This is a genomic window from Megasphaera elsdenii DSM 20460 (assembly GCF_003010495.1).
GTDB classification, from domain to species: Bacteria; Bacillota; Negativicutes; order Veillonellales; family Megasphaeraceae; genus Megasphaera; species Megasphaera elsdenii.
Window position 1 is genome coordinate 484,824 of the sequence record NZ_CP027570.1, and the last position, 17,828, is coordinate 502,651.

The following is a 17,828-nucleotide window of genomic DNA, read 5'->3' on the forward strand; positions in this document are numbered from 1 at the left end:
CTACGCTTCGCCTTCGTACCCCGGCGCATCTTCTTCGACGTCGTTCTTCTGGATATCCCGGTGTTCGATGGATACGTCGACACCATTATCCCGCAAATGCTTATACATGGCTTCAGCCATACAGACACTGCGGTGCATGCCGCCGGTACAGCCGACGGCAATGACCAGCTGGCTTTTGCCTTCCCGTTCATAGTTAGGCAGGAGGAAGTCGATCATGTCGAACCACTTTTCCTTATACGTCTGGGTAATGGGGAAACTTTCGACATAGTCGCGCACACAGGGCACGCGGCCCGATTTATGACGGTATTCATCGATATAGTACGGGTTGGGCAGGAAGCGCACGTCTTCGACGATGTCCGCGTCGATGGGCATGCCGTGCTTGAAGCCGAACGAGACGACCGTGACGGTCATGTTCTTCTTGCTGTCCGTAATGGCATAGCGCTTGACCAGGATTTCCTTGAGCTGTTTCGGCTTGAGGTTCGACGTGTCGATGATGAAATCCGCTTTCTGGCGCAGGCTGGCCAGGCGCTTTCGTTCTTCGGCAATGCCCTGGCTGATGCGGCCGTGCGGGGCCAGGGGATGGACGCGGCGCGTTTCCTTGTAACGCCGTACCAGGGCCTGGTCAGAGGCTTCGATGAAGACGATTTCGTAGGAAATGCCTTCGGCCTTGAGGTCTTTCAGGCACTGGCTCATGGCATCGAAAAATTCACCGCCCCGGATATCGGCGATGAGGGCCACGTGGCGGACCCGTTCGCCGCCTTTGATGCATAATTCCGCGAATTTGGGAATCAGGACCGGCGGGATATTGTCGATGCAGAAATAGCCGATATCTTCCAGTACCTGGACGGCATGGCTCTTACCGGCACCGGACATGCCGGTGACAATGATCAAATGAAAATGGTCCATAAGAACCTCCTATTTTAAATGAGTTATAATACAAATTTCTCGACAGCTGCGGCGACACCGTCGTCGTCGTTGGACGCCGTGACATAAGCCGCTGCGGCCTTCACTTCTTCGGCGGCGTTGGCCATAGCTACGGGGAAACCGGCAGCCTTCAGCATATCCAGGTCGTTCTGGGAGTCGCCGAGGGCCATGATTTCATCGGTCCCGATGCCGTAGAGCTCGCCCAGGCGGCGGATGCCCTCGCCCTTGTCGACGCCCTGGGGCATGATTTCCAGGAACGTCGGCGCCGAGAAGAGGACATTGAACCGGCCGGGGAAGGTCTTTTCGATGAGGGCCTTGCGGGCGACGAGGTCGTCGTGTCCGCCCCGGCTGAGGAGCTTGTTGCAGTCGCCCTGGACGTGGTAAAAGTCATCGCCGCAGATGCAGGCCTTGCTGTGCGTGATCCGTTCATAGTCGCGGATCCACTCGTCGTCCCGGGCTGCGCGCAGGACGTCGTCGATATAGGTCTGGAGCTGCCAGCCCCGGCGGCGGGCCAAATCGGCCAGTTCCTGCGCCCATTCCCTGGGGATGACCTGCTGGAAGAGAATCTTCTTCGATTCCAGCGTCTCGATGAGGCCGCCGGCAAAGAGCAACAGCGGGCTGTCGCCCAGCCCCAGCCGTTCTCCGTATGGCCGGGCCGTCTGGTACATGCGGCCCGTGGCGATGGCGACGACGACGCCCTTATCGCGGGCGGCCTGCAAAGTCCGCACCGTCCGGTCCGACACGCTGCCGTCACTGCGCAGGAGGGTCCCGTCGAGGTCGATGGTGATCATCTTAATGGCCGGCACCGAGGGTTCCCTCCTTCCAGTCGAATACGACGCCCTTCGGCGTCTGATTGGCTTCCTGCGCCGCGTCGGTGACATATCTCAGGTCATCGGCATAGCTCTGGGCCAGCTTATCGATTTCCTGCTGCTGGTCTGCCGTAGCCCGGCTGCGGTTCTTCATGGCCGTCGCGATCATTTCCGTCACTTCATAGCGGGTCAGATTATACGACGGGGCGAACCGCTCCATCGGAGCCCCGGTCAGGCCGGCCTTGGACAGGTCATAGACGGCCTTGTATTCCCACGTATGGCGGTCGACGGCGTCGAACTGGTTCGGCGCGTAGGGATTGTAGGCCAGGACCGTGCCCAGGCCCAGGCAGCACCAGGCTGCCAGTAAAAGAAAGAGTCTTTTCATGATGGTCCCCCCTCTATAAACAAATATACTCCCTGCCGGGTCTAACGTGCGTCATACCTGAAAGAGAGCATATCCAGAAAATACGTATTATTTGGCTTTGTTGGCGTCCTTTTCGGCGTCCTTGCCGTCGTGGCTGCCATGGTCGGGTACGGCTTTCTGTGCCGCTTCGGCCGAAACGGCGACAGCAGCCGCTGCCGGCTTGACGGCAACAGCCTTATCCGAAGCGACAGGTGCCGCCGCTTCGCCGTCGAGGGCCATATCGTCGAGCAGCTTGAGCTGGCTGGTCAGGATAGCGCGGCATTTGGCACGGTATGCCCCGGTCTGGGCTTTGAGCTTTTCCCATTCCTGCTGGGATTTCTGCAGATTCATCATCGTTTCGTCGAGCATCTGCTTCTTCTTGCTTTCCGCTTCCTGCAGGATGAGGTCGGCTTCCTTACGGGCCGAGACCTTGACATTTTCTGCCGTCTGCTGGGCCAGCATGAGCGTACTGTTCATGGTCGCTTCCATCTTTTCGTACTGCGTCAGCTTATCCTGCAGGCTGTCGCAGCGTTCCTTCAATTCGCAATATTCCCGGTATACCTTTTCGTAGTCGCCGGCGATGTTGTTCATGAAGGCATCGACGTCTTCCTCGCTGTAGCCGCGGAAGCCGCGTTTAAATTCTTTGTTGTGAATATCCATTGGTGTAAGCATGGCATTTCCTCCGTATGAAAAAGGGAATCACATATACCGCTTCAGCAAGACGCCGATACGGCCCTTTCTCGACGTACCCGTAATCTCGGCCAGTTCCATCCGGCCCTTGCCGCGCAGCGAAATGACATCGCCTTCACTGACGTCCTGGCTCGGCCCCTTGGCAGGCTGCCAATTGACCTGGACCCGGTCGCCCTTGATGGCTTCGGCCGCCTTGGTACGGGAAATGCCAAAGCCCGATGAGGCAATGGCATCGAGGCGGAGCGATGCAACAGTGGTCTTGATTTCCTTGACCTTTTCCTGGCGCGGCGCGATGTCTTCCAGGGGCATCTCTTCGATGGCAATGGATACCATAGCGATTTTTGTGAAATTCTGCTGTAAATAGGGGACGAGCTTCGTATCTGCCAAAAGGATGGCACCGGCCTCCTGCATAATGATGTCGCCGAAGCGTTCCCGGCCGACACCGAGGCTCATGAGCGAGCCCAGGACGTCGCGGTGCCCCAGGAGCCGGTAGCGGTCATCCCAGGACAGACGGCAGGCCGTGATGCCGAAATCGACAGGCCCGTCGTAATCGGCGCTGACAAAGGCCAGTTTGACCCGTTCAGCCCCTTCGTAGCCGCCAAAGGTCCGGAGGACCAGGGACGGCACATGGGCCTGGATGGTCTCGCCGATCTGGACGGCGCCGGGAGATACGAACTCGCTGACAGCATAAGGACGGCCCTTGGCCGTGCTGTCAGCCAGATCGATAAGGCGGGCAGCGAGCTCGCCATTATCGGTCCCCTGATAATAACGGATAATCCGATCTCTGTTCTTCAAGATAATCCCTCAATTACTAGTGCTGCGGCGTGTTATTGCCGTTGCTGTTATTGTTGCTGCCGCCATTCCAGGACAGGGGCGGCGTGTTGAAATCGCCGTAATCGTCGCGTTTGCCGTGATCGACGGTGACGTTGCTCGGTACGCAGAGGAAGATTTCCTTGCCGACCTTCTGGATGTTGCCGTCAAGAGCATACGTAGCGCCGCTGACGAAGTCGACGACGCGTTTGGCGATGTCGTCCGGCGTCGATTCGAAGTTGATGACGACGGGCTTGCGGTCGCGGATGTAATCGGCAATGCTCTGCGAATCATCAAAGGTTTCCGGTTCGACGATGACCATGCGCAGCGGTTTTTCCTGCGGTGCTGCATAGTTGACGCTGGAACGGCGCGGAGCTACGGCCGGCGTGCGGCGCGGCGGACGTTCTTCTTCCATTTCTTCTTCGTCTTCGTATTCGTCCGTTTCAAATTCGTCGTCTTCGTTGACGCCGCCTACAGTACCTACTAATTTATCCCAAACTTTCTTTACTCCCATGGTGAATACTCCTCCTTAGTAATTACGGGGCCCAAAGATCGCCGTACCTACGCGGACGACATTGGCGCCTTCTTCGATTGCTATTTCAAAATCATGGGTCATGCCCATAGACAGGTAACGGATCTGACCTTCCGGAAACTTTGGCTTCATGTCTTCATACAAAGCGTGGGCAATGCGGAATACAGGCCGTACATCCTCGACATTGTCGTAATTCGGGGCGATACACATGAGTCCCAGGACGCGGACGTGTTCCATACCCTTGGCCAGTTCGCACATAGCCGGGAAGTCCTCTACTTCCATACCGAATTTACTTTCTTCGCGGGCCACATTGACCTGCAGGAGAATATCCTGTACCTTGCCGATCTTGCCGGCTTCCTTATCCACAGCTTTGAGCAGGTGTTCCGAATCGATCGAGTGGATGAGGTCGAAGTGTTCGACGGCATGCTTGGCCTTGTTGGTCTGCAGATGACCGATCAAGTGCCAGGTCAAATGGTTATCCGGAAAGGCTTCCAGCTTCTGGAGTGCTTCCTGGACCCGATTTTCACCGACGTCCGTGACACCGCATTTGGCGGCTTCTTCCATCATTTCTACGGGATGATTCTTCGTAACTGCGACAAGCGTAATTTTGTCAGTTCTGCCGACACGGGCAGCTGCATCGGCAATTCTCTTATTTACTGCCTCAAGATTTTCCTTAATCAAGCCTATCCCTCCGTAGTGCATGTGATTATATATATTTATAAAACATTACACTTCTTTTATTATATATAGTTAAGGCTATAAAAGCTAGTCATATTTAAAAATTTGTCCCATCTGCTTTTCAAAGGACGGCAAAGGCCCCCATGCGGCCCGTATGGCCGCCATCGCGGCGGTAGGAAAAGAACTTATCCGCTTCGGAAAAGGCACAGCTCGTCGTGACTTCCACGTGGTCCGGCGCGAGGCCCGCTTCCAGCAGGAGCAGGCGGTTGGCCTGCCACAAATCGACGGACCAGACGCCGTCAGTCTCGCCGGCACAGGCGGCGTAGTCCGGGCCCAGGCGGCGGAAGGCCATGGCCGTGTCTTCGCTGACCTGGTAATGGGATCGGGAAATGGAAGGCCCGACATAGGCCAGGAGGTCCTTCGGGTCCGACCCGTAGGCCAGGCGCATGGCAAAGACTGTCTTGGCCGCCAGGCGCTGTACCGTGCCGCGCCAGCCATCGTGGATGACGGCGACGGCCTGCTTCACCGGGTCGTAGACGATGACCGGCACGCAGTCGGCGATGCAGAGCAGGAGCGGCACGCCGGGAAGATTTGTCATGATGGCGTCCGTATGGGCCAGGGCGTCGGCATAACTGCCGGCACCGCAGCCGATTTCAGCCGGTCCGACGGCGACGACGTGGTCTTCATGGGTCTGCTGGGCCGTCGTCAGCTTCTGCAGGGGATAGCCCAGGAGAGCACACAGGCGGCGCCGGTTCTCCAGGACGTCCTTGGGCCGGTCACCGACGTGAAGGGCCAGATTGAGCGATGTAAAAGGCGCTTCGCTCACGCCGCCGCTCTTGCCGGTCACGCCGTGGCGCAGGCCGGCCCCGGCCAGGAGGGTACTTTCTTCCCAACAGATTCCGTTTTTATGTTCTACCCACTTCGTCATGATGACCTCCGCAAATATGGCAGCGCCGGCAGCCGTCAAAACAGGGAATCGTAAATTCGCCGGTCTCGGCCTTCTTCAGCTCGTCCGTCAGGTACGTCGGCACCAGTCCCGTGTCGATCGTATCCCAGGGCATGACGGCATCGGTCGGACGCTGATCATATAAAAATCCTTTAATATCGAAATGAAGTTCCTTGGCCGCCCGCTTCCAGCCCTTGACGCCGCCGTACTCATGGGCCTTGACCAGGAGGTCGCCGACGCGGCGGTCGCCCCGGGACAGGACGCCCTGGATATAGGCCGAACGCAGGGGCTCGATGAGCAGCTCGATCTGCTTGTCCTTCAGGGCCTTCTTGAGGAAATTGAGCCGTTTCTCGACGACTTTCTTTTCCGTCATGGCCATCCACTGGAAGGGCGTGAAGGGCTTGGGGATGAAGGGGTTGATGCTCAGGGTGATGCGGCTCAGGTTGCCGATGGCCGCCATGTGCTGCTGGACGCGGCGGGTCATGTCGACGATGCCCTGTATATCGTCATCGGTCTCCATGGGCAGGCCGACCATGATGTACATGCGCACGTGGCGGATGCCGGCGGCCGTCGCCAGGTCGATGGACTGGAGCAGGTGCTCCTCGGTAATGCCCTTGTTGATGATGTCCCGCATGTGCTTGCTGCCCGCTTCCGGCGCCAGGGTGATCGTCTTCTGGCCGCTTTCGGCCAGTCCCTTGACGATAGTCGGCGTAATCGAATCGGCCCGCAAGGACGCGCAGGAAAAAGCCAGGCCCTGGTCGCGGATGAAGGTGACCAGTTCGTCGATGTAGGGATAATCGGAAATGGCTGCCCCCATGAGGCCGATCTTCTTGCCCAGCTCCTTGCCGCGCAGGACGGCAGACTTCACATAGTCCAAGGGGCGGACGCGGGGCCGGCGGTAACAGTAGCCGGCCATGCAGAAGCGGCAGTGACGGCCGCAGCCCCGGGCAATCTCGATGAGGTACATGGCGCCGAACTCCGTATTCGGCGTGGCGATGACCGTCTCGGCCGGTTGGTCCAATTCATGCCATTGCCGTTCGACCTTGGCCGGGATGCCTTCTTCCGGGACGATGCGCACGACATGGCCGTCATCATCGTATTCGTGACGGTACAAAGACGGCACATAGACACCGGGAACGTGGATGGCCAGATAGCGCAGCAGTTCATGACGCCCCAGGCCCCGGGCCTTGCCTTCCCCATAGGCATCGAGGAAGGAATGGATGAAGTGTTCCCCTTCGCCGACCAGGACGACGTCGACGAAGGGCGACAGCGGTTCGGCATTGAAAAAGGCGACGGGCCCGCCCATGACGACGAGCGTATCCTCATCGCCGCGGTCAGCTGCCAGGATGGGGATACGTCCCATTTCCAGGATCTTCGGCACGTTGAAATAATCCATTTCAAAACTGACCGATAAGCCGAGGATCTCAAAATCCGACAGGGGCCGGCGGTTCTCCAGGGAAATGAGCGGTTCCCCCGTCTTGTCGAAGACCTTCATGAGGTCCTTGTCCGGCAGGAAGGCCCGTTCACAGAGCCAGTCCTCGCGGCCGTTCACTTCGCGGTAAATGATCTGCATCCCCAGATTGCTCATGGCCACGTCGTACGTATTGGGATAACAGATAGCCATGGCGTGACGCGTCCCGAACGGATAGCATACGGCTCCCGTTTCCTGGGCCATCAAATCATCCAGGGCCTTTTCGACTTGCCAGCTCATGTATACACCTCCCCTTTCGTTCATCCTTTATAGGTAACCTATATTGTATCACAGAATGTCCCGATGGGCCAGCAGCGTCTTGCATCGCCTTCTCCATCGTGGTATGGTATTAATTGATGTAGGGGCCGCTCAAAAGAGCGGCCCGCAGGTCGCCGTTCGCAGGCCGCAGGCCGCAAAGCCTCCCCTCATAGGGTAGGTGGCCCAACAGGCCGGAGAGGTTGAATTTCCGCACACTACTTCAAAAGCAACCTCTCAGTCAGCTTCGCTGACAGCTCTCCTATGAGGCGGGCCTTTTGAAAGACCCCCACGGACCGCTTCCGTAGGGGCCGTCCCAAAGGGCGGCCCGCTTATTTCATAAAAAAGGAGTCCTCTTCATGGAAAAAGTCCTCTTCGTCGCCCTGGGCGGCGGCATCGGCGCAGGCTTGCGCTATTTACTCACGGAACTGGCCAACCTTCACGGCGGCGCCTTCTTCCCATACGGCACCGTCCTGGCCAATATCATTGGTTCCTTCTGCATCGGCGTCTTCTTCGTCTTCTTCTCCGAAAGCAGCAACCTGCCGCCGGTCGTCAAACTCTTCTTCGTCACAGGCATCCTCGGCGGCTTCACGACCTTCTCGACGTACAACATGGAACTCCTCACCTTCGTCCGCACCGGCGACCTCTTCCCGGCCCTGGCCTACTTCTCCTTCAACGTCATCGGCGGCTTCGTCTGCTGCTGGCTAGGCTTCGCCACGGGCAACGCCTTGTGGGGATAGTGTTAGTGGTTCGTGGCTAGGGGCTCGTAGTAAAGCCTCCCCTCATAGGGGAGGTGGCCCAACGGGCCGGAGAGGTTGAATTTCCGCACACTACTTCAAAAACAACCTCTCAGTCAGCTTCGCTGACAGCTCTCCTATGAGGCGAGCCTTGGGAAAGGCCCCCTCAGACCGCAGGCCGCAAGCCTCCCCTCATAGGGTAGGTGGCCCAACGGGCCGGAGAGGTTGAATTTCCGCACACTACTTCAAAAGCAACCTCTCAGTCAGCTTCGCTGACAGCTCTCCTATGAGGCGAGCCTTGGGAAAGGCCCCTCAGACCGCAGGCCGCAAGCCTCCCCTCATAGGGGAGGCGCCCCAACGGGCCGGAGAGGTTGAATTTCCGCACACTACTTCAAAAGCAACCTCTCAGTCAGCTTCGCTGACAGCTCTCCTATGAGGCGAGCCTTGGGAAAGGCCCCTCAGACCGCAGGCCGCAAGCCTCCCCTCATAGGGGAGGTGGCCCAACGGGCCGGAGAGGTTGAATTTCCGCACACTACTTCAAAAGCAACCTCTCAGTCAGCTTCGCTGACAGCTCTCCTATGAGGCGAGCCTTGGGAAAGGCCCCCTCAGACCGCAGGCCGTAAAGCCTCCCCTCATAGGGGAGGTGGCCCAACGGGCCGGAGAGGTTGAATTTCCACGCGGTGATTTAAAAACAACCTCTCAAGGGAGCAAAAAAGGCGCTGTCGCATGAAGACAACGCCTTTTTGAGTTTGAAGTTTGAAGTTGAAAGTTTGATGTGGATGGGACAAACTTTAAAAGCCATTGCCTCAAACATCATACATCAAACCTCAAACATTTAAGAAAAAGGGCCACGCATGATGGCAAAAGCCTTCGTGCGACAGCCCCCTTTTTTACTTTAGGCCGATACTTTCCTAATGCTGTGCCGGTGCGCCGACAGTCTTGGCTTCTTCTACGAGGCCGTCTGTTGCGATGGCTTTCTTGGATACGAAGCTGATGCCGCAGAAAGTGACGGCGCAGACGATCCATTCGGCATAGATGACGTGCGGCAGTACGCGGACAGCCGGTACGAACATCCAGGCGACGAGGACGATGATGGAAGCCAAAATCGTGTAGAACGCAGCCTGTCTGGAGCAATATTTCGGTGCATACATGGTCATGAGGACGATGACTGCGAAAGCCGTCATAAGCGACAAGCCGGCCATGAGGGTCGAAATGATGCCGCTGATGGTCAGGGCGAAGCCCAAGGTCAGCAGGCCCAGGAGCAGGACAGAAATACGGGTAACGGTCATGTATTTCTTATCGGACATATTGGGGTCGATGAACTGTTTATGAATATCATGGGAATAGAGCGTCGCAGCCGACAGCAGGAGATTGCAAGCCGTGCTGACATCGGCAGCCCACAGCGAAGCCAACGTCACGCCGGCAATCCAGGGATTGAGGGACATGATGAGTTTCGGCAAAGCCGTCGTCGGCGAAATAGCCGGATACATTTCGGCAGCGATGACGCCGAGGAGTGCTGCGATGAAGCCAACGGGCAGCATGACCAGGCCGCCGATGATGAAGCCTTTGCGGGCCGTCTGGACATCCTTGGCACCCAGGGAAATCTGGATAATAGCCTGAAGCGAAACATTGACCGTAATGAGGACGACGATCCACGTGACAATAGTCATGGGGCCGACACCGCTGATGAGGTCCATGGACGTAATGGACGGAGCCTGGATAGCGACGACGTCGATACCGCCGGCCATGCTCAGGATAAGGAAAGCAGCGACGGTAATACCGATGTACTGCAAGGTAACATTGAGGACGTTAGACTGGCTGGCCGACCACATACCACCGATGAGGGTAATGCCGATGAAGACGACGGCACTGGTGAGCATCCCCGTAACCGGCGTGAAGATGTTCGGCATCAAAGCGGCCAGGATAGCGCCGCCGGCGACGTACTGCAAGCTCATGATGACCAGCTGGACCAAAACCTGACAGCCAATACCGGCAACCATGCTGCGGCGGTCATAATACCGTTCCAACAATTCCGGCACCGTCGTAATGTTGAGCTGACGATACTTCTTGGCGACCGTCAGGCCCATGACGATGGCCCCGATGCCCCAGGCAGCCGTATACCAACCGGCCGACAGACCGACTTTGTAGGCCTGTTCGGCAACGCCGATAGTCGAAGCCCCGCCGACAGCCAGGCCGACGATAGACACCATGATGAGGGGCGTCGTCAATTTACGGCCAGCCAATACGTAAGCTTCCGTCGAAGCGGCAGCCTTATGCTTGACATACCAGCTGATACCGAAGAGAACGCCGATGTACACTAAAATAATGAAGACTTGAATCCCTGTGGTTCCCATAGTAAAAAACTCCTCTCTGAAATACTTTCCCGAAAAAAAAGCCGCCCCTCACAAAAGGGACGACTCAGTCGCGGTACCACCCAATTTATCGATATATGGATAAAAAAAGAGTGGTACGCCAGGGACGGAAGATTCCGCGGTACCACCCTAATTATCTCGAATCGATCAACTCATGGCCGTATAACGGCAGCCGTCCCGGTACAGCCTACTCACGTTCAGCCGTACAGTTCAGGAATGAACTTCATGCCCTCTCCCCTGTCCCCTCACACCGGCCGGGGACTCTCTGAAAAGCTCAAAGACACTACTTTTTTCCATCACAACTGTTATCAGGAAATCTGTTGTTGACCATGATTATACAGGAAAATAAAATAAAGTCAAGGAAAAAGTAACGAAAAAATGTAAAGAAAATCACGTAAAACGTACTACGAATCAAGTAAAACGTGAGACTTGAGAACCAAAACAATTTCTGTGTTTTTATGCGACTTATAGTGATAACGAAACAATTTCCCCAACACCGGCAATGACGCCAGAATGGGTACCTTGCGGAAATGCTCCACCTCTTCCCGGCGGATCAGACCACCAATGACCAAGGGCTCGCCATCGCGCAGACGCACGACCGTCCGGGCCTGGCGCGTCGCAATGCGGTAGGCCTTCATTTCCGGTACAAACACAGGCGTACTCACTTCTGCCACCAACTGGGCCGTCACCGAGTTATCCGGATGGATCTGCGGAGTATAGGTCAATTTTATGCCCGCCTCTTCGTAAGTCGTGCTCACAGCCGTCTCCTTGCCAGACAGATGCTCTGTCTGGACGGGAACCTTATCGCCGATGAGGATGTGCGCTTCCCGGCCATTGCTGGCCACCATATGCGGCGAAGCCAGAATCTGAGCCCGTCCCTTTTCTTCGAGGGCGTGGATTGTCCCGGCCAGGGAAAAGACATCGTGGTCCGCTCCGCCTTCCACCGTCGACCAATTCCATTCCATACCGGTCTGTTTCAACAGGCTGTCATCGACGGAGGCGACCTCTACAGAAACATCAACTTGCCGCGCCGGCACATCGAGGCGCTTCACCAGGGAATGAACAGCGGCCTGCACTTGGTGGGTCCCGCCGACGACGAGGGTATTCGTATCACTATGACAGCGCACATCGGCTTCCGGTACCGCCGCCTGGACAGCTTCTTTCAAAACGGCCGGGTCGGCATAGCGCAGAGACCAGGTGTGGAACGTCTTGACGCCTTTTCCCGCTTTGGGTCCGGTCATCGTCCGGATAAGTCCGGATTTTTCATAGTACAAGCCTTGGCTGTCGGCAATAGCCTGCAAGGCCTCTTCCAAGGTGACATCGTGGAGGTTCATCGTCAATGCCCCCTGCACGCTGTCATCGACGACGAGATTGATATTCCCTGACCTGGCCAGTCCTTCCAGTACCGTCCGCGTCGGCACATCCTGGACCTGTACATCGACGGCTCCCGCTGTCCAGGGACAAAGGCAACAGACGCTGACAGCCAGCCACTTTTTCCATTCATTCACAACCATCCCTGCCTTTCCTTACAAAGGAATTTCAAAAACCCGTCCATCCCGCTGCAGGCCGGTGGCCTGACGGTTGACGTAGGCGACATACCAGCCGTTCCACCATTCACCGGCAGCACACGTCGCCGTCTGTCCCTGCCATTTCAAAATGACTAAATGGACTTCTCCTTCGTGGACAGCCCCACAAACGATGGGCAATGTCCATTCTTTCTTATCTTTTTTAGGTGGTTCCTTATCTTTTTTAGGCGCTGCCGCCGGAACAGGCAGCTGTACCGCTTCAGGCGCAGCAGTCTTCTTCGGCAGACTGCCGGCAAATAAATCAGGTAAGGATTTGTAACGCAAGGCCGGGCGGACATCATAGACGAGGTTTCCCTTATCGTTTCCCTTTTCCACCTTTTCAGAGGCAGAAAAAACGGGATGCGCTCCAGCAGTATGCTGGACAGCATCCCGTTTCATGTATTCTTGTCCTTGCGGCTCGTCCCACCACAACCAGATGGCGCCAAGACAGACAAGTATCCCCACATAGGGAAGCCATGTCTTGCGATGGTGAACGAGACCGTTCCTTACCTTTGGCAGAGCGGATAAGACCTTATTTCTTATCTCCATAGCCCTGCGGATGATGCTGATGCCAGTTCCAGGCATCGGCAATGATTTGTTCTACTTTGCTGTGTGTCGGCTGCCAGCCTGTGACGCGGCGGATCTTTTCGGATCCGGCGATGAGGATGGCCGGGTCGCCGGCGCGGCGCGGTGCTTCTTCGACTTTGAAGTCTTTGCCTGTGACTTTCTTAGCGGCTTCGATCATTTCACGGACGCTGAAGCCGTTCTGAGAGCCTAAGTTGAAGTACTGCGATTCTCCCCCTTCGGCGAGATACTGGAGGACCCTTACGTGGGCGTCTGCGAGGTCTGTGACGTGAATGTAGTCACGGATACAGGTGCCGTCGGGCGTGGGATAGTCCGTGCCGAAGATTTTGATGCTGTCCCGCTGGCCCAGGGCCGTCTGCAGGATCAAGGGGATGAGGTGTGTTTCCGGGGTATGGTCTTCCCCGATGGTGCCGCTTCCATCGGCCCCGGCGGCATTGAAGTAGCGCAGGGCCACGTAGCGCAGGCCGTAAGCCCGGCTGAACTGGGCCAGCATGGTTTCGATCATGAGCTTGGTCTGGCCGTAGACGTTGGTCGGATGGTAGGGCATGTCTTCCGTGATCGGCGTCTGTTCCGGTTCGCCATAGACGGCGGCCGTCGACGAGAAGACGAAGTATTTGACGCCGGCCCGGCGTACGGCTTCCAAGAGGCTGTATGAGCCGACGACGTTGTTATCATAGTAAATCGTCGGGTTTTCCATGGATTCGCCGACCTGGCTATGGGCGGCGAAGTGCATGACAGCGTCGATGTTCATGTCTTCCATGATGTGCTGTACCCGGTCGATGTCATGGATGTCGACGACGTAAAAAGGGATTTCTTCCGGGACGGCTGCTCGATGGCCGCGGGAAAGATTATCGATAACGACGACGTCGTGGCCTTGAGCCAATAAAGCTTTGACCGTGTGGCTGCCGATGTAGCCAGCGCCGCCTGTAACGAGAATATTCATTGAGAATCTGCCTTTCTTATATTATCATCTATTTTTCTTGTAATTTCTTCAGGCGGCCGCCGAGGAATTTCTTATAGACTTCGACGCCGGGCTGGTTGAAGGCGTCGACGTTGGCGTATTCGCCTTCGTATGCGATGGACAAGCAAAGCATGAACATCAATTCGCCCAAGTGATACGGCGTCAGGGCCGGCAAGATGTAGTTCGCGCTGGGGCGGCCGTCACCGGCGAGGGCTTCGGCATTGGAGCTACGGGCGGCTTCCAGGATCTGGCTCAAGGGCAGGCCGCTGAAGGCAGCGAGTTTCGGGTATTCGTCATAGAGATGGGGGACCGTGACGTCGTCAGGCCAGTTTTCGACGGAGACGAACTGGACGACTTTGTCCTGCGGGCCTTCCTGGTGTTCCTGGGTCTGGGCGTGCATGTCCGTCGTACCGACGGCGACGATCGGCGTGCGGCCGTAGTTGACGACGTTGCCCTGTTTGTCCAGGCGTTTGCCCAGGGATTCAGCCAGGAGCTGGATGTACCATTCGGACAGGGATTTCAGGTTGTCCGCATAGGGCATGAGGACTTCCAGGTCGCGGCCGTGGTTCTTGCCGGCCAGGAATTTGAGGACGCTGTTGAGCAGGGCCGGGTTCTGCCAGATATCCGGATTCTGGCAGGCGTGGTCCATGTCGCGGGCGCCGTCGAGGAATTGGCGGATATCGAAGCCCGTGAGGGCACCGACGATGAGGCCGACTTCGGAGAAGACGCTGAAACGGCCGCCGACGCCATCGGGAACGTAGAAGATGGGCCAGCCCGATTTCTTGGCCAGGCCGTGGAGCAATGTTTCTTTATCGCCACCGTCGTGGGGGTCCGTAACGGCGACCGTTTCCAGGGCGATGCCGGCGTCGTTCATGGCCTGTTTGAGGACCATGTAGTTGGACATGGGTTCGATGGTCGAGCCCGATTTGGAAATGACGACGGCCATGACCGTGTAGTTCGGTTTGGTATGGCTGTCAGCCTTGAGGAAATGGATGAGTCCCGTCATCTTATGGGAGTCGACGTTGTTGCCGGCAAAGAAGGCTTTCGGGAAGCCCTTGCGTTCTGCCGTGCTCTTAAGGTTCCAAAATTCGCCGCACTGGACGTCGAAGAGGACCTTGCCGCCGAGATAAGAACCGCCGATGCCGAGGAATACGACGGCGTCTACGCGGTTGCGCGTCGTCCGTGCCAGTTCTTCCAGGGCAAAGATGCGTTCCGGGCTGTTGATGTTGCCGTCTTCGATGTACGGCAGCTGCGGGAAGAGGACTTCTTCCGGTTCGCCGTCTTTCGAGAGATGGCCCGGCATGATACCGGTCTTGCGCATATTCATAACGGCTTCGTGGGCTTTTGTATAGACAGGCGCGAAAGCCTTTACTTCATCTTCAGTTACTTCATTGGGACCATAGAGGTTGGTTACGTCAAAAGTAAATCCAGAACGTAATTTCAATTGGGTCATGTGAGTTCCCTACCTTTCGATAGAATAATGTCTGATTCACGTATAAGGTCATTATAGCACAAAACGGGGCGCACGGGCTACCTCCTGGACGGGGACGGGCCCGATGTGGAAAAAGGACTTGTCGCATGACGACAAGTCCTTTTTTGCTGTAGGGGCTCGCACGTGGCGAGCCCGTTCATGTAAATGATTGATAACGGGATTCCCGCAAGCGGCTATGGCAACCTCTCAGACCGCCTTTGGCGGCCTGCGAATTGCGATTTTGCAATCAAAAATGCAGCATGGATTTTAGGAAGTTCTGGGTCCGTTCGTTCTGCGGGTGTTCGAAGACGTCTTCCGGTTTGCCTTGTTCCTGGATGATGCCGTCGGCCATGAAGATGACCCGGTCGGCGACTTCCTTGGCGAAGGCCATTTCGTGGGTGACGATGATCATGGTCATGTGTTCATCGGCGAGCTGTTTGATAGTCCGCAGGACTTCGCCGGTCAGTTCCGGATCGAGGGCACTCGTCGGTTCGTCGAAGAGCATGATGTCCGGGTCCATGGCCAGGGCGCGGGCAATGGCCACACGCTGCTGCTGGCCGCCGGAGAGGCGCGACGGATAGGCATCGCGTTTGTCCCAGAGGCCGACTTTCTTCAGGAGTTCTTCGGCCTTGGGCATGATGTCTTCGGTCTTCATCTTCTTGACGATGCGCGGCGCTTCCAGAATGTTATCCAAAACGGTCATGTGCGGGAAGAGGTTGAAGTGCTGGAAGCACATGCCCATGCGGCGGCAGATGGCCCGGACTTCGGCTGCCGGGGCATAGACGGCACGCTGGCTTCCTTCCGGCGTACTGACCATGGTCCGGCCGTCGACGACGATGGAACCGCTGTTAATCGTTTCCAACTGACAGAGACAGCGCAGGAAGGTACTCTTGCCGCTCCCTGACGGGCCGATGATGGAAATGACTTCCCCCGTTTCAACGTGGAGGGTAACGTCTTTCAAGACTTCGAGACTGCCGAAGGTCTTGCGGATATGGTCCATTTCAATAAAACTCATGATAATCCTCCTTATTCATCGTAAACGGCATAGCGTTTTTCCAGATATCCAAAGACCTTAGTCAGGATAAAGGTAAAGAACAGATAGAAGACAGCCGCTACCAGGAAGGCCGTCGTATCAAAGTCGCGCTGTACGATGGAACGGGTAATGCGCAGGATGTCGTTCATGGCCAGGATGTAGACCAGGGACGTATCCTTGAGGAGGTTGATCGTTTCGTTCGATACCGGCGGCAGGACGCGCTTGATGACCTGGGGCAGGATGATGCGGCGCATGGTCTGGACGTAAGTCATGCCCAGGACCTTGGCACCTTCATACTGGCCGCGGTCGATGGACTGGATGCCGCCGCGGAAGATTTCGGCAAAATACGCGGCGTAGTTGAGGACGAAGGCGATGATAGCCGCCGGGAAGGCCGGCAGTTTCAGGCCGTCGATGATGAAAGGCAGGCCATAGTAGATGAACAGGATCTGCAGCATGAGCGGCGTGCCGCGCATGACATAGATATAGGCGTACATGGCCTTGCGCAGGATGGCGATTTTGGAAATACGGCCGATAGCCATGAGGATGCCCAAGGGCAGGCTCAGGATGATGGTGATGATGAAAATTTTCAGGGTAATCTGAAGGCCTACGGCAACGGCAGGCACGATGTGAAATAAATAGTCCATGTTGGCTCCTTTTTGGGAATTAACACATATACGGCATAGGATTCACTTATATACGCAAGGCGGGCCGCCCTTTTGGGCGGCCCCTACATACGGTCCATAGGACCGTTGCAAACTGCGAACTGCGAATCTCCGCTTACTGTACTTTAATGGTAATATCTTCGTTAAACCACTTCTGGGACAACTTAGTCATTGTACCATCTTCGCTCATTTGTTTCAAGACGTCGTTGAGTTTATCCTGCAAGAGCGTATCTTCTTTGCGCATGCCGACGCCGAATTTTTCGTCGCCCATCTTGTCGTCGATGACTTTGAATTTGCCCGGCTTCTTGGCCATGTAGTAACGGCCGACGACGCTGTCGACGAGGATGCCGTCGGTACGGCCGATTTCCAGGTCCATGAAGGCATTGACGAAGTCACCGTATTTCTTGACTTCTGCCAGGGAATCCTTGAATTCGGCGTTCTTTTCCAGGGCGTCGATGGAACTGCTCCCTTCCTGGGTGCCAATGACTTTCCCTGCCAGGCCGGCCCGGTCGCTAACCGGCGAATCGGCGCGGACGACGAGGAGCTGAGCGTTATTCATATACGGCTTGGAAAAGGCAATCTGCTGAGACCGTTCGTCCGTGATGGTCAAGCCGTTCCAAAGCATGTCGACCTGTTTGCTCTTGAGGGCCGCTTCCTTGCTGTCCCAGTCGATGGGCTTAAATTCGACGGGGATGCCCAGGCGCTTGGACGCTTCCTGTGCCAGGTCGATGTCGAAGCCGACGAGCTGACCGCTGTCATCGCGGAAACCCATGGGCGGGAAGTTGTCGTCGAGACCGATGACGATCTTATCGGGCAGTTTCTGTGCTGCCTGTTTATCCGTATTGCCGCCGCAGCCGGCGATCATGGTAACGGCTGCGACAGCCAGGGTGCCCGCAGCCAGTGCTTTTTTCCAATTCATGTAAA

The 17,828-nt window shown here is 56.6% G+C and carries 18 protein-coding genes and 1 other annotated feature; of the genes, 1 reads left to right on the forward strand and 17 read right to left on the reverse strand.

Annotated elements, in window-relative coordinates:
- The 9 genes from rapZ to C6362_RS02340 form a co-directional block, all read right to left on the reverse strand.
- Positions 1-906: an RNase adapter RapZ gene (gene rapZ, locus C6362_RS02300; protein ID WP_014015155.1), complete on the reverse strand. Its 906-nt coding sequence runs from the start codon at positions 904-906 to the stop codon at positions 1-3.
- 23 nt (positions 907-929) lie between these two features.
- Positions 930-1,730 carry a Cof-type HAD-IIB family hydrolase gene (locus tag C6362_RS02305; protein WP_014015156.1) on the reverse strand — a complete coding sequence of 267 codons (801 nt, stop codon included), beginning with the start codon at positions 1,728-1,730 and terminating at the stop codon, positions 930-932.
- Entirely contained in the window at positions 1,717-2,118 is a 402-nt protein-coding gene (locus C6362_RS02310; RefSeq protein WP_014015157.1) for a hypothetical protein, read from the reverse strand. The genes C6362_RS02305 and C6362_RS02310 overlap by 14 nt, the downstream gene beginning before the upstream one ends.
- An 87-nt stretch (positions 2,119-2,205) precedes the next feature.
- On the reverse strand, positions 2,206-2,796 hold the full coding sequence (locus C6362_RS02315; RefSeq protein ID WP_080596475.1) for a DivIVA domain-containing protein: 591 nt from the start codon (positions 2,794-2,796) through the stop codon (positions 2,206-2,208).
- Between the two features lie 39 nt (positions 2,797-2,835).
- Positions 2,836-3,621 (reverse strand): YlmH family RNA-binding protein, encoded by a 786-nt coding sequence (locus C6362_RS02320; protein WP_014015159.1) that lies wholly within the window; start codon positions 3,619-3,621, stop codon positions 2,836-2,838.
- 16 nt (positions 3,622-3,637) lie between these two features.
- On the reverse strand, positions 3,638-4,150 hold the full coding sequence (locus tag C6362_RS02325) for a cell division protein SepF (protein ID WP_014015160.1): 513 nt from the start codon (positions 4,148-4,150) through the stop codon (positions 3,638-3,640).
- Between the two features lie 15 nt (positions 4,151-4,165).
- Positions 4,166-4,849, reverse strand: a complete 684-nt coding sequence (locus C6362_RS02330) for a YggS family pyridoxal phosphate-dependent enzyme (protein WP_014015161.1) — start codon at positions 4,847-4,849, stop codon at positions 4,166-4,168.
- 118 nt (positions 4,850-4,967) lie between these two features.
- Positions 4,968-5,774, reverse strand: coding sequence for a peptidoglycan editing factor PgeF (gene pgeF / locus C6362_RS02335; RefSeq protein ID WP_014015162.1), 807 nt, complete (start codon positions 5,772-5,774; stop codon positions 4,968-4,970).
- The gene (locus C6362_RS02340) at positions 5,752-7,503 is read right to left on the reverse strand and encodes a radical SAM protein (RefSeq protein ID WP_014015163.1); all 1,752 of its coding nucleotides are present in this window, start codon (positions 7,501-7,503) and stop codon (positions 5,752-5,754) included. The genes pgeF and C6362_RS02340 overlap by 23 nt, the downstream gene beginning before the upstream one ends.
- A 374-nt stretch (positions 7,504-7,877) precedes the next feature.
- On the opposite strand from C6362_RS02340, the gene crcB reads away from it, so the two are divergent.
- Complete coding sequence (gene crcB, locus C6362_RS02345; RefSeq protein WP_014015164.1) at positions 7,878-8,258, forward strand: fluoride efflux transporter CrcB; 381 nt, start codon at positions 7,878-7,880, stop codon at positions 8,256-8,258.
- Between the two features lie 908 nt (positions 8,259-9,166).
- Here crcB and C6362_RS02350 read toward each other — a convergent pair.
- From C6362_RS02350 to C6362_RS02385, 8 genes are all read right to left on the reverse strand, one after another.
- Positions 9,167-10,609 (reverse strand): sodium:solute symporter family protein, encoded by a 1,443-nt coding sequence (locus C6362_RS02350; RefSeq protein ID WP_014015165.1) that lies wholly within the window; start codon positions 10,607-10,609, stop codon positions 9,167-9,169.
- Between the two features lie 117 nt (positions 10,610-10,726).
- Positions 10,727-10,936, reverse strand: a binding site (T-box leader).
- A gap of 95 nt (positions 10,937-11,031) precedes the next feature.
- On the reverse strand, positions 11,032-12,141 hold the full coding sequence (locus C6362_RS02355) for a type II secretion system protein GspD (RefSeq protein WP_014015166.1): 1,110 nt from the start codon (positions 12,139-12,141) through the stop codon (positions 11,032-11,034).
- 12 nt (positions 12,142-12,153) lie between these two features.
- A complete protein-coding gene (locus C6362_RS02360; protein WP_014015167.1) occupies positions 12,154-12,591 on the reverse strand; it encodes a hypothetical protein in 438 nt (145 codons plus the stop codon).
- 133 nt (positions 12,592-12,724) lie between these two features.
- On the reverse strand, positions 12,725-13,720 hold the full coding sequence (gene galE / locus C6362_RS02365) for a UDP-glucose 4-epimerase GalE (protein ID WP_014015168.1): 996 nt from the start codon (positions 13,718-13,720) through the stop codon (positions 12,725-12,727).
- A gap of 28 nt (positions 13,721-13,748) precedes the next feature.
- The gene (locus tag C6362_RS02370; protein ID WP_014015169.1) at positions 13,749-15,191 is read right to left on the reverse strand and encodes a hypothetical protein; all 1,443 of its coding nucleotides are present in this window, start codon (positions 15,189-15,191) and stop codon (positions 13,749-13,751) included.
- 265 nt (positions 15,192-15,456) lie between these two features.
- A complete protein-coding gene (locus C6362_RS02375; RefSeq protein ID WP_014015170.1) occupies positions 15,457-16,224 on the reverse strand; it encodes an amino acid ABC transporter ATP-binding protein in 768 nt (255 codons plus the stop codon).
- 11 nt (positions 16,225-16,235) lie between these two features.
- Complete coding sequence (locus C6362_RS02380; RefSeq protein ID WP_014015171.1) at positions 16,236-16,886, reverse strand: amino acid ABC transporter permease; 651 nt, start codon at positions 16,884-16,886, stop codon at positions 16,236-16,238.
- Between the two features lie 133 nt (positions 16,887-17,019).
- Positions 17,020-17,823 (reverse strand): amino acid ABC transporter substrate-binding protein, encoded by an 804-nt coding sequence (locus tag C6362_RS02385; RefSeq protein ID WP_014015172.1) that lies wholly within the window; start codon positions 17,821-17,823, stop codon positions 17,020-17,022.
- Between the last annotated feature and the right edge of the window lie 5 nt (positions 17,824-17,828).

What these genes read in the sequence shown, in the direction of transcription:
- rapZ (WP_014015155.1), bottom strand. Translation starts at nt 906, where the DNA reads ATGGACCATTTTCATTTGATCATTGTCACCGGCATGTCCGGTGCCGGT.
- C6362_RS02310 (WP_014015157.1), bottom strand. Translation starts at nt 2,118, where the DNA reads ATGAAAAGACTCTTTCTTTTACTGGCAGCCTGGTGCTGCCTGGGCCTG.
- C6362_RS02315 (WP_080596475.1), bottom strand. Translation starts at nt 2,796, where the DNA reads ATGGATATTCACAACAAAGAATTTAAACGCGGCTTCCGCGGCTACAGC.
- C6362_RS02325 (WP_014015160.1), bottom strand. Translation starts at nt 4,150, where the DNA reads ATGGGAGTAAAGAAAGTTTGGGATAAATTAGTAGGTACTGTAGGCGGC.
- pgeF (WP_014015162.1), bottom strand. Translation starts at nt 5,774, where the DNA reads ATGACGAAGTGGGTAGAACATAAAAACGGAATCTGTTGGGAAGAAAGT.
- C6362_RS02340 (WP_014015163.1), bottom strand. Translation starts at nt 7,503, where the DNA reads ATGAGCTGGCAAGTCGAAAAGGCCCTGGATGATTTGATGGCCCAGGAA.
- crcB (WP_014015164.1), top strand. Translation starts at nt 7,878, where the DNA reads ATGGAAAAAGTCCTCTTCGTCGCCCTGGGCGGCGGCATCGGCGCAGGC.
- C6362_RS02350 (WP_014015165.1), bottom strand. Translation starts at nt 10,609, where the DNA reads ATGGGAACCACAGGGATTCAAGTCTTCATTATTTTAGTGTACATCGGC.
- C6362_RS02355 (WP_014015166.1), bottom strand. Translation starts at nt 12,141, where the DNA reads ATGGTTGTGAATGAATGGAAAAAGTGGCTGGCTGTCAGCGTCTGTTGC.
- C6362_RS02360 (WP_014015167.1), bottom strand. Translation starts at nt 12,591, where the DNA reads ATGAAACGGGATGCTGTCCAGCATACTGCTGGAGCGCATCCCGTTTTT.
- galE (WP_014015168.1), bottom strand. Translation starts at nt 13,720, where the DNA reads ATGAATATTCTCGTTACAGGCGGCGCTGGCTACATCGGCAGCCACACG.
- C6362_RS02370 (WP_014015169.1), bottom strand. Translation starts at nt 15,191, where the DNA reads ATGACCCAATTGAAATTACGTTCTGGATTTACTTTTGACGTAACCAAC.
- C6362_RS02375 (WP_014015170.1), bottom strand. Translation starts at nt 16,224, where the DNA reads ATGAGTTTTATTGAAATGGACCATATCCGCAAGACCTTCGGCAGTCTC.
- C6362_RS02380 (WP_014015171.1), bottom strand. Translation starts at nt 16,886, where the DNA reads ATGGACTATTTATTTCACATCGTGCCTGCCGTTGCCGTAGGCCTTCAG.
- C6362_RS02385 (WP_014015172.1), bottom strand. Translation starts at nt 17,823, where the DNA reads ATGAATTGGAAAAAAGCACTGGCTGCGGGCACCCTGGCTGTCGCAGCC.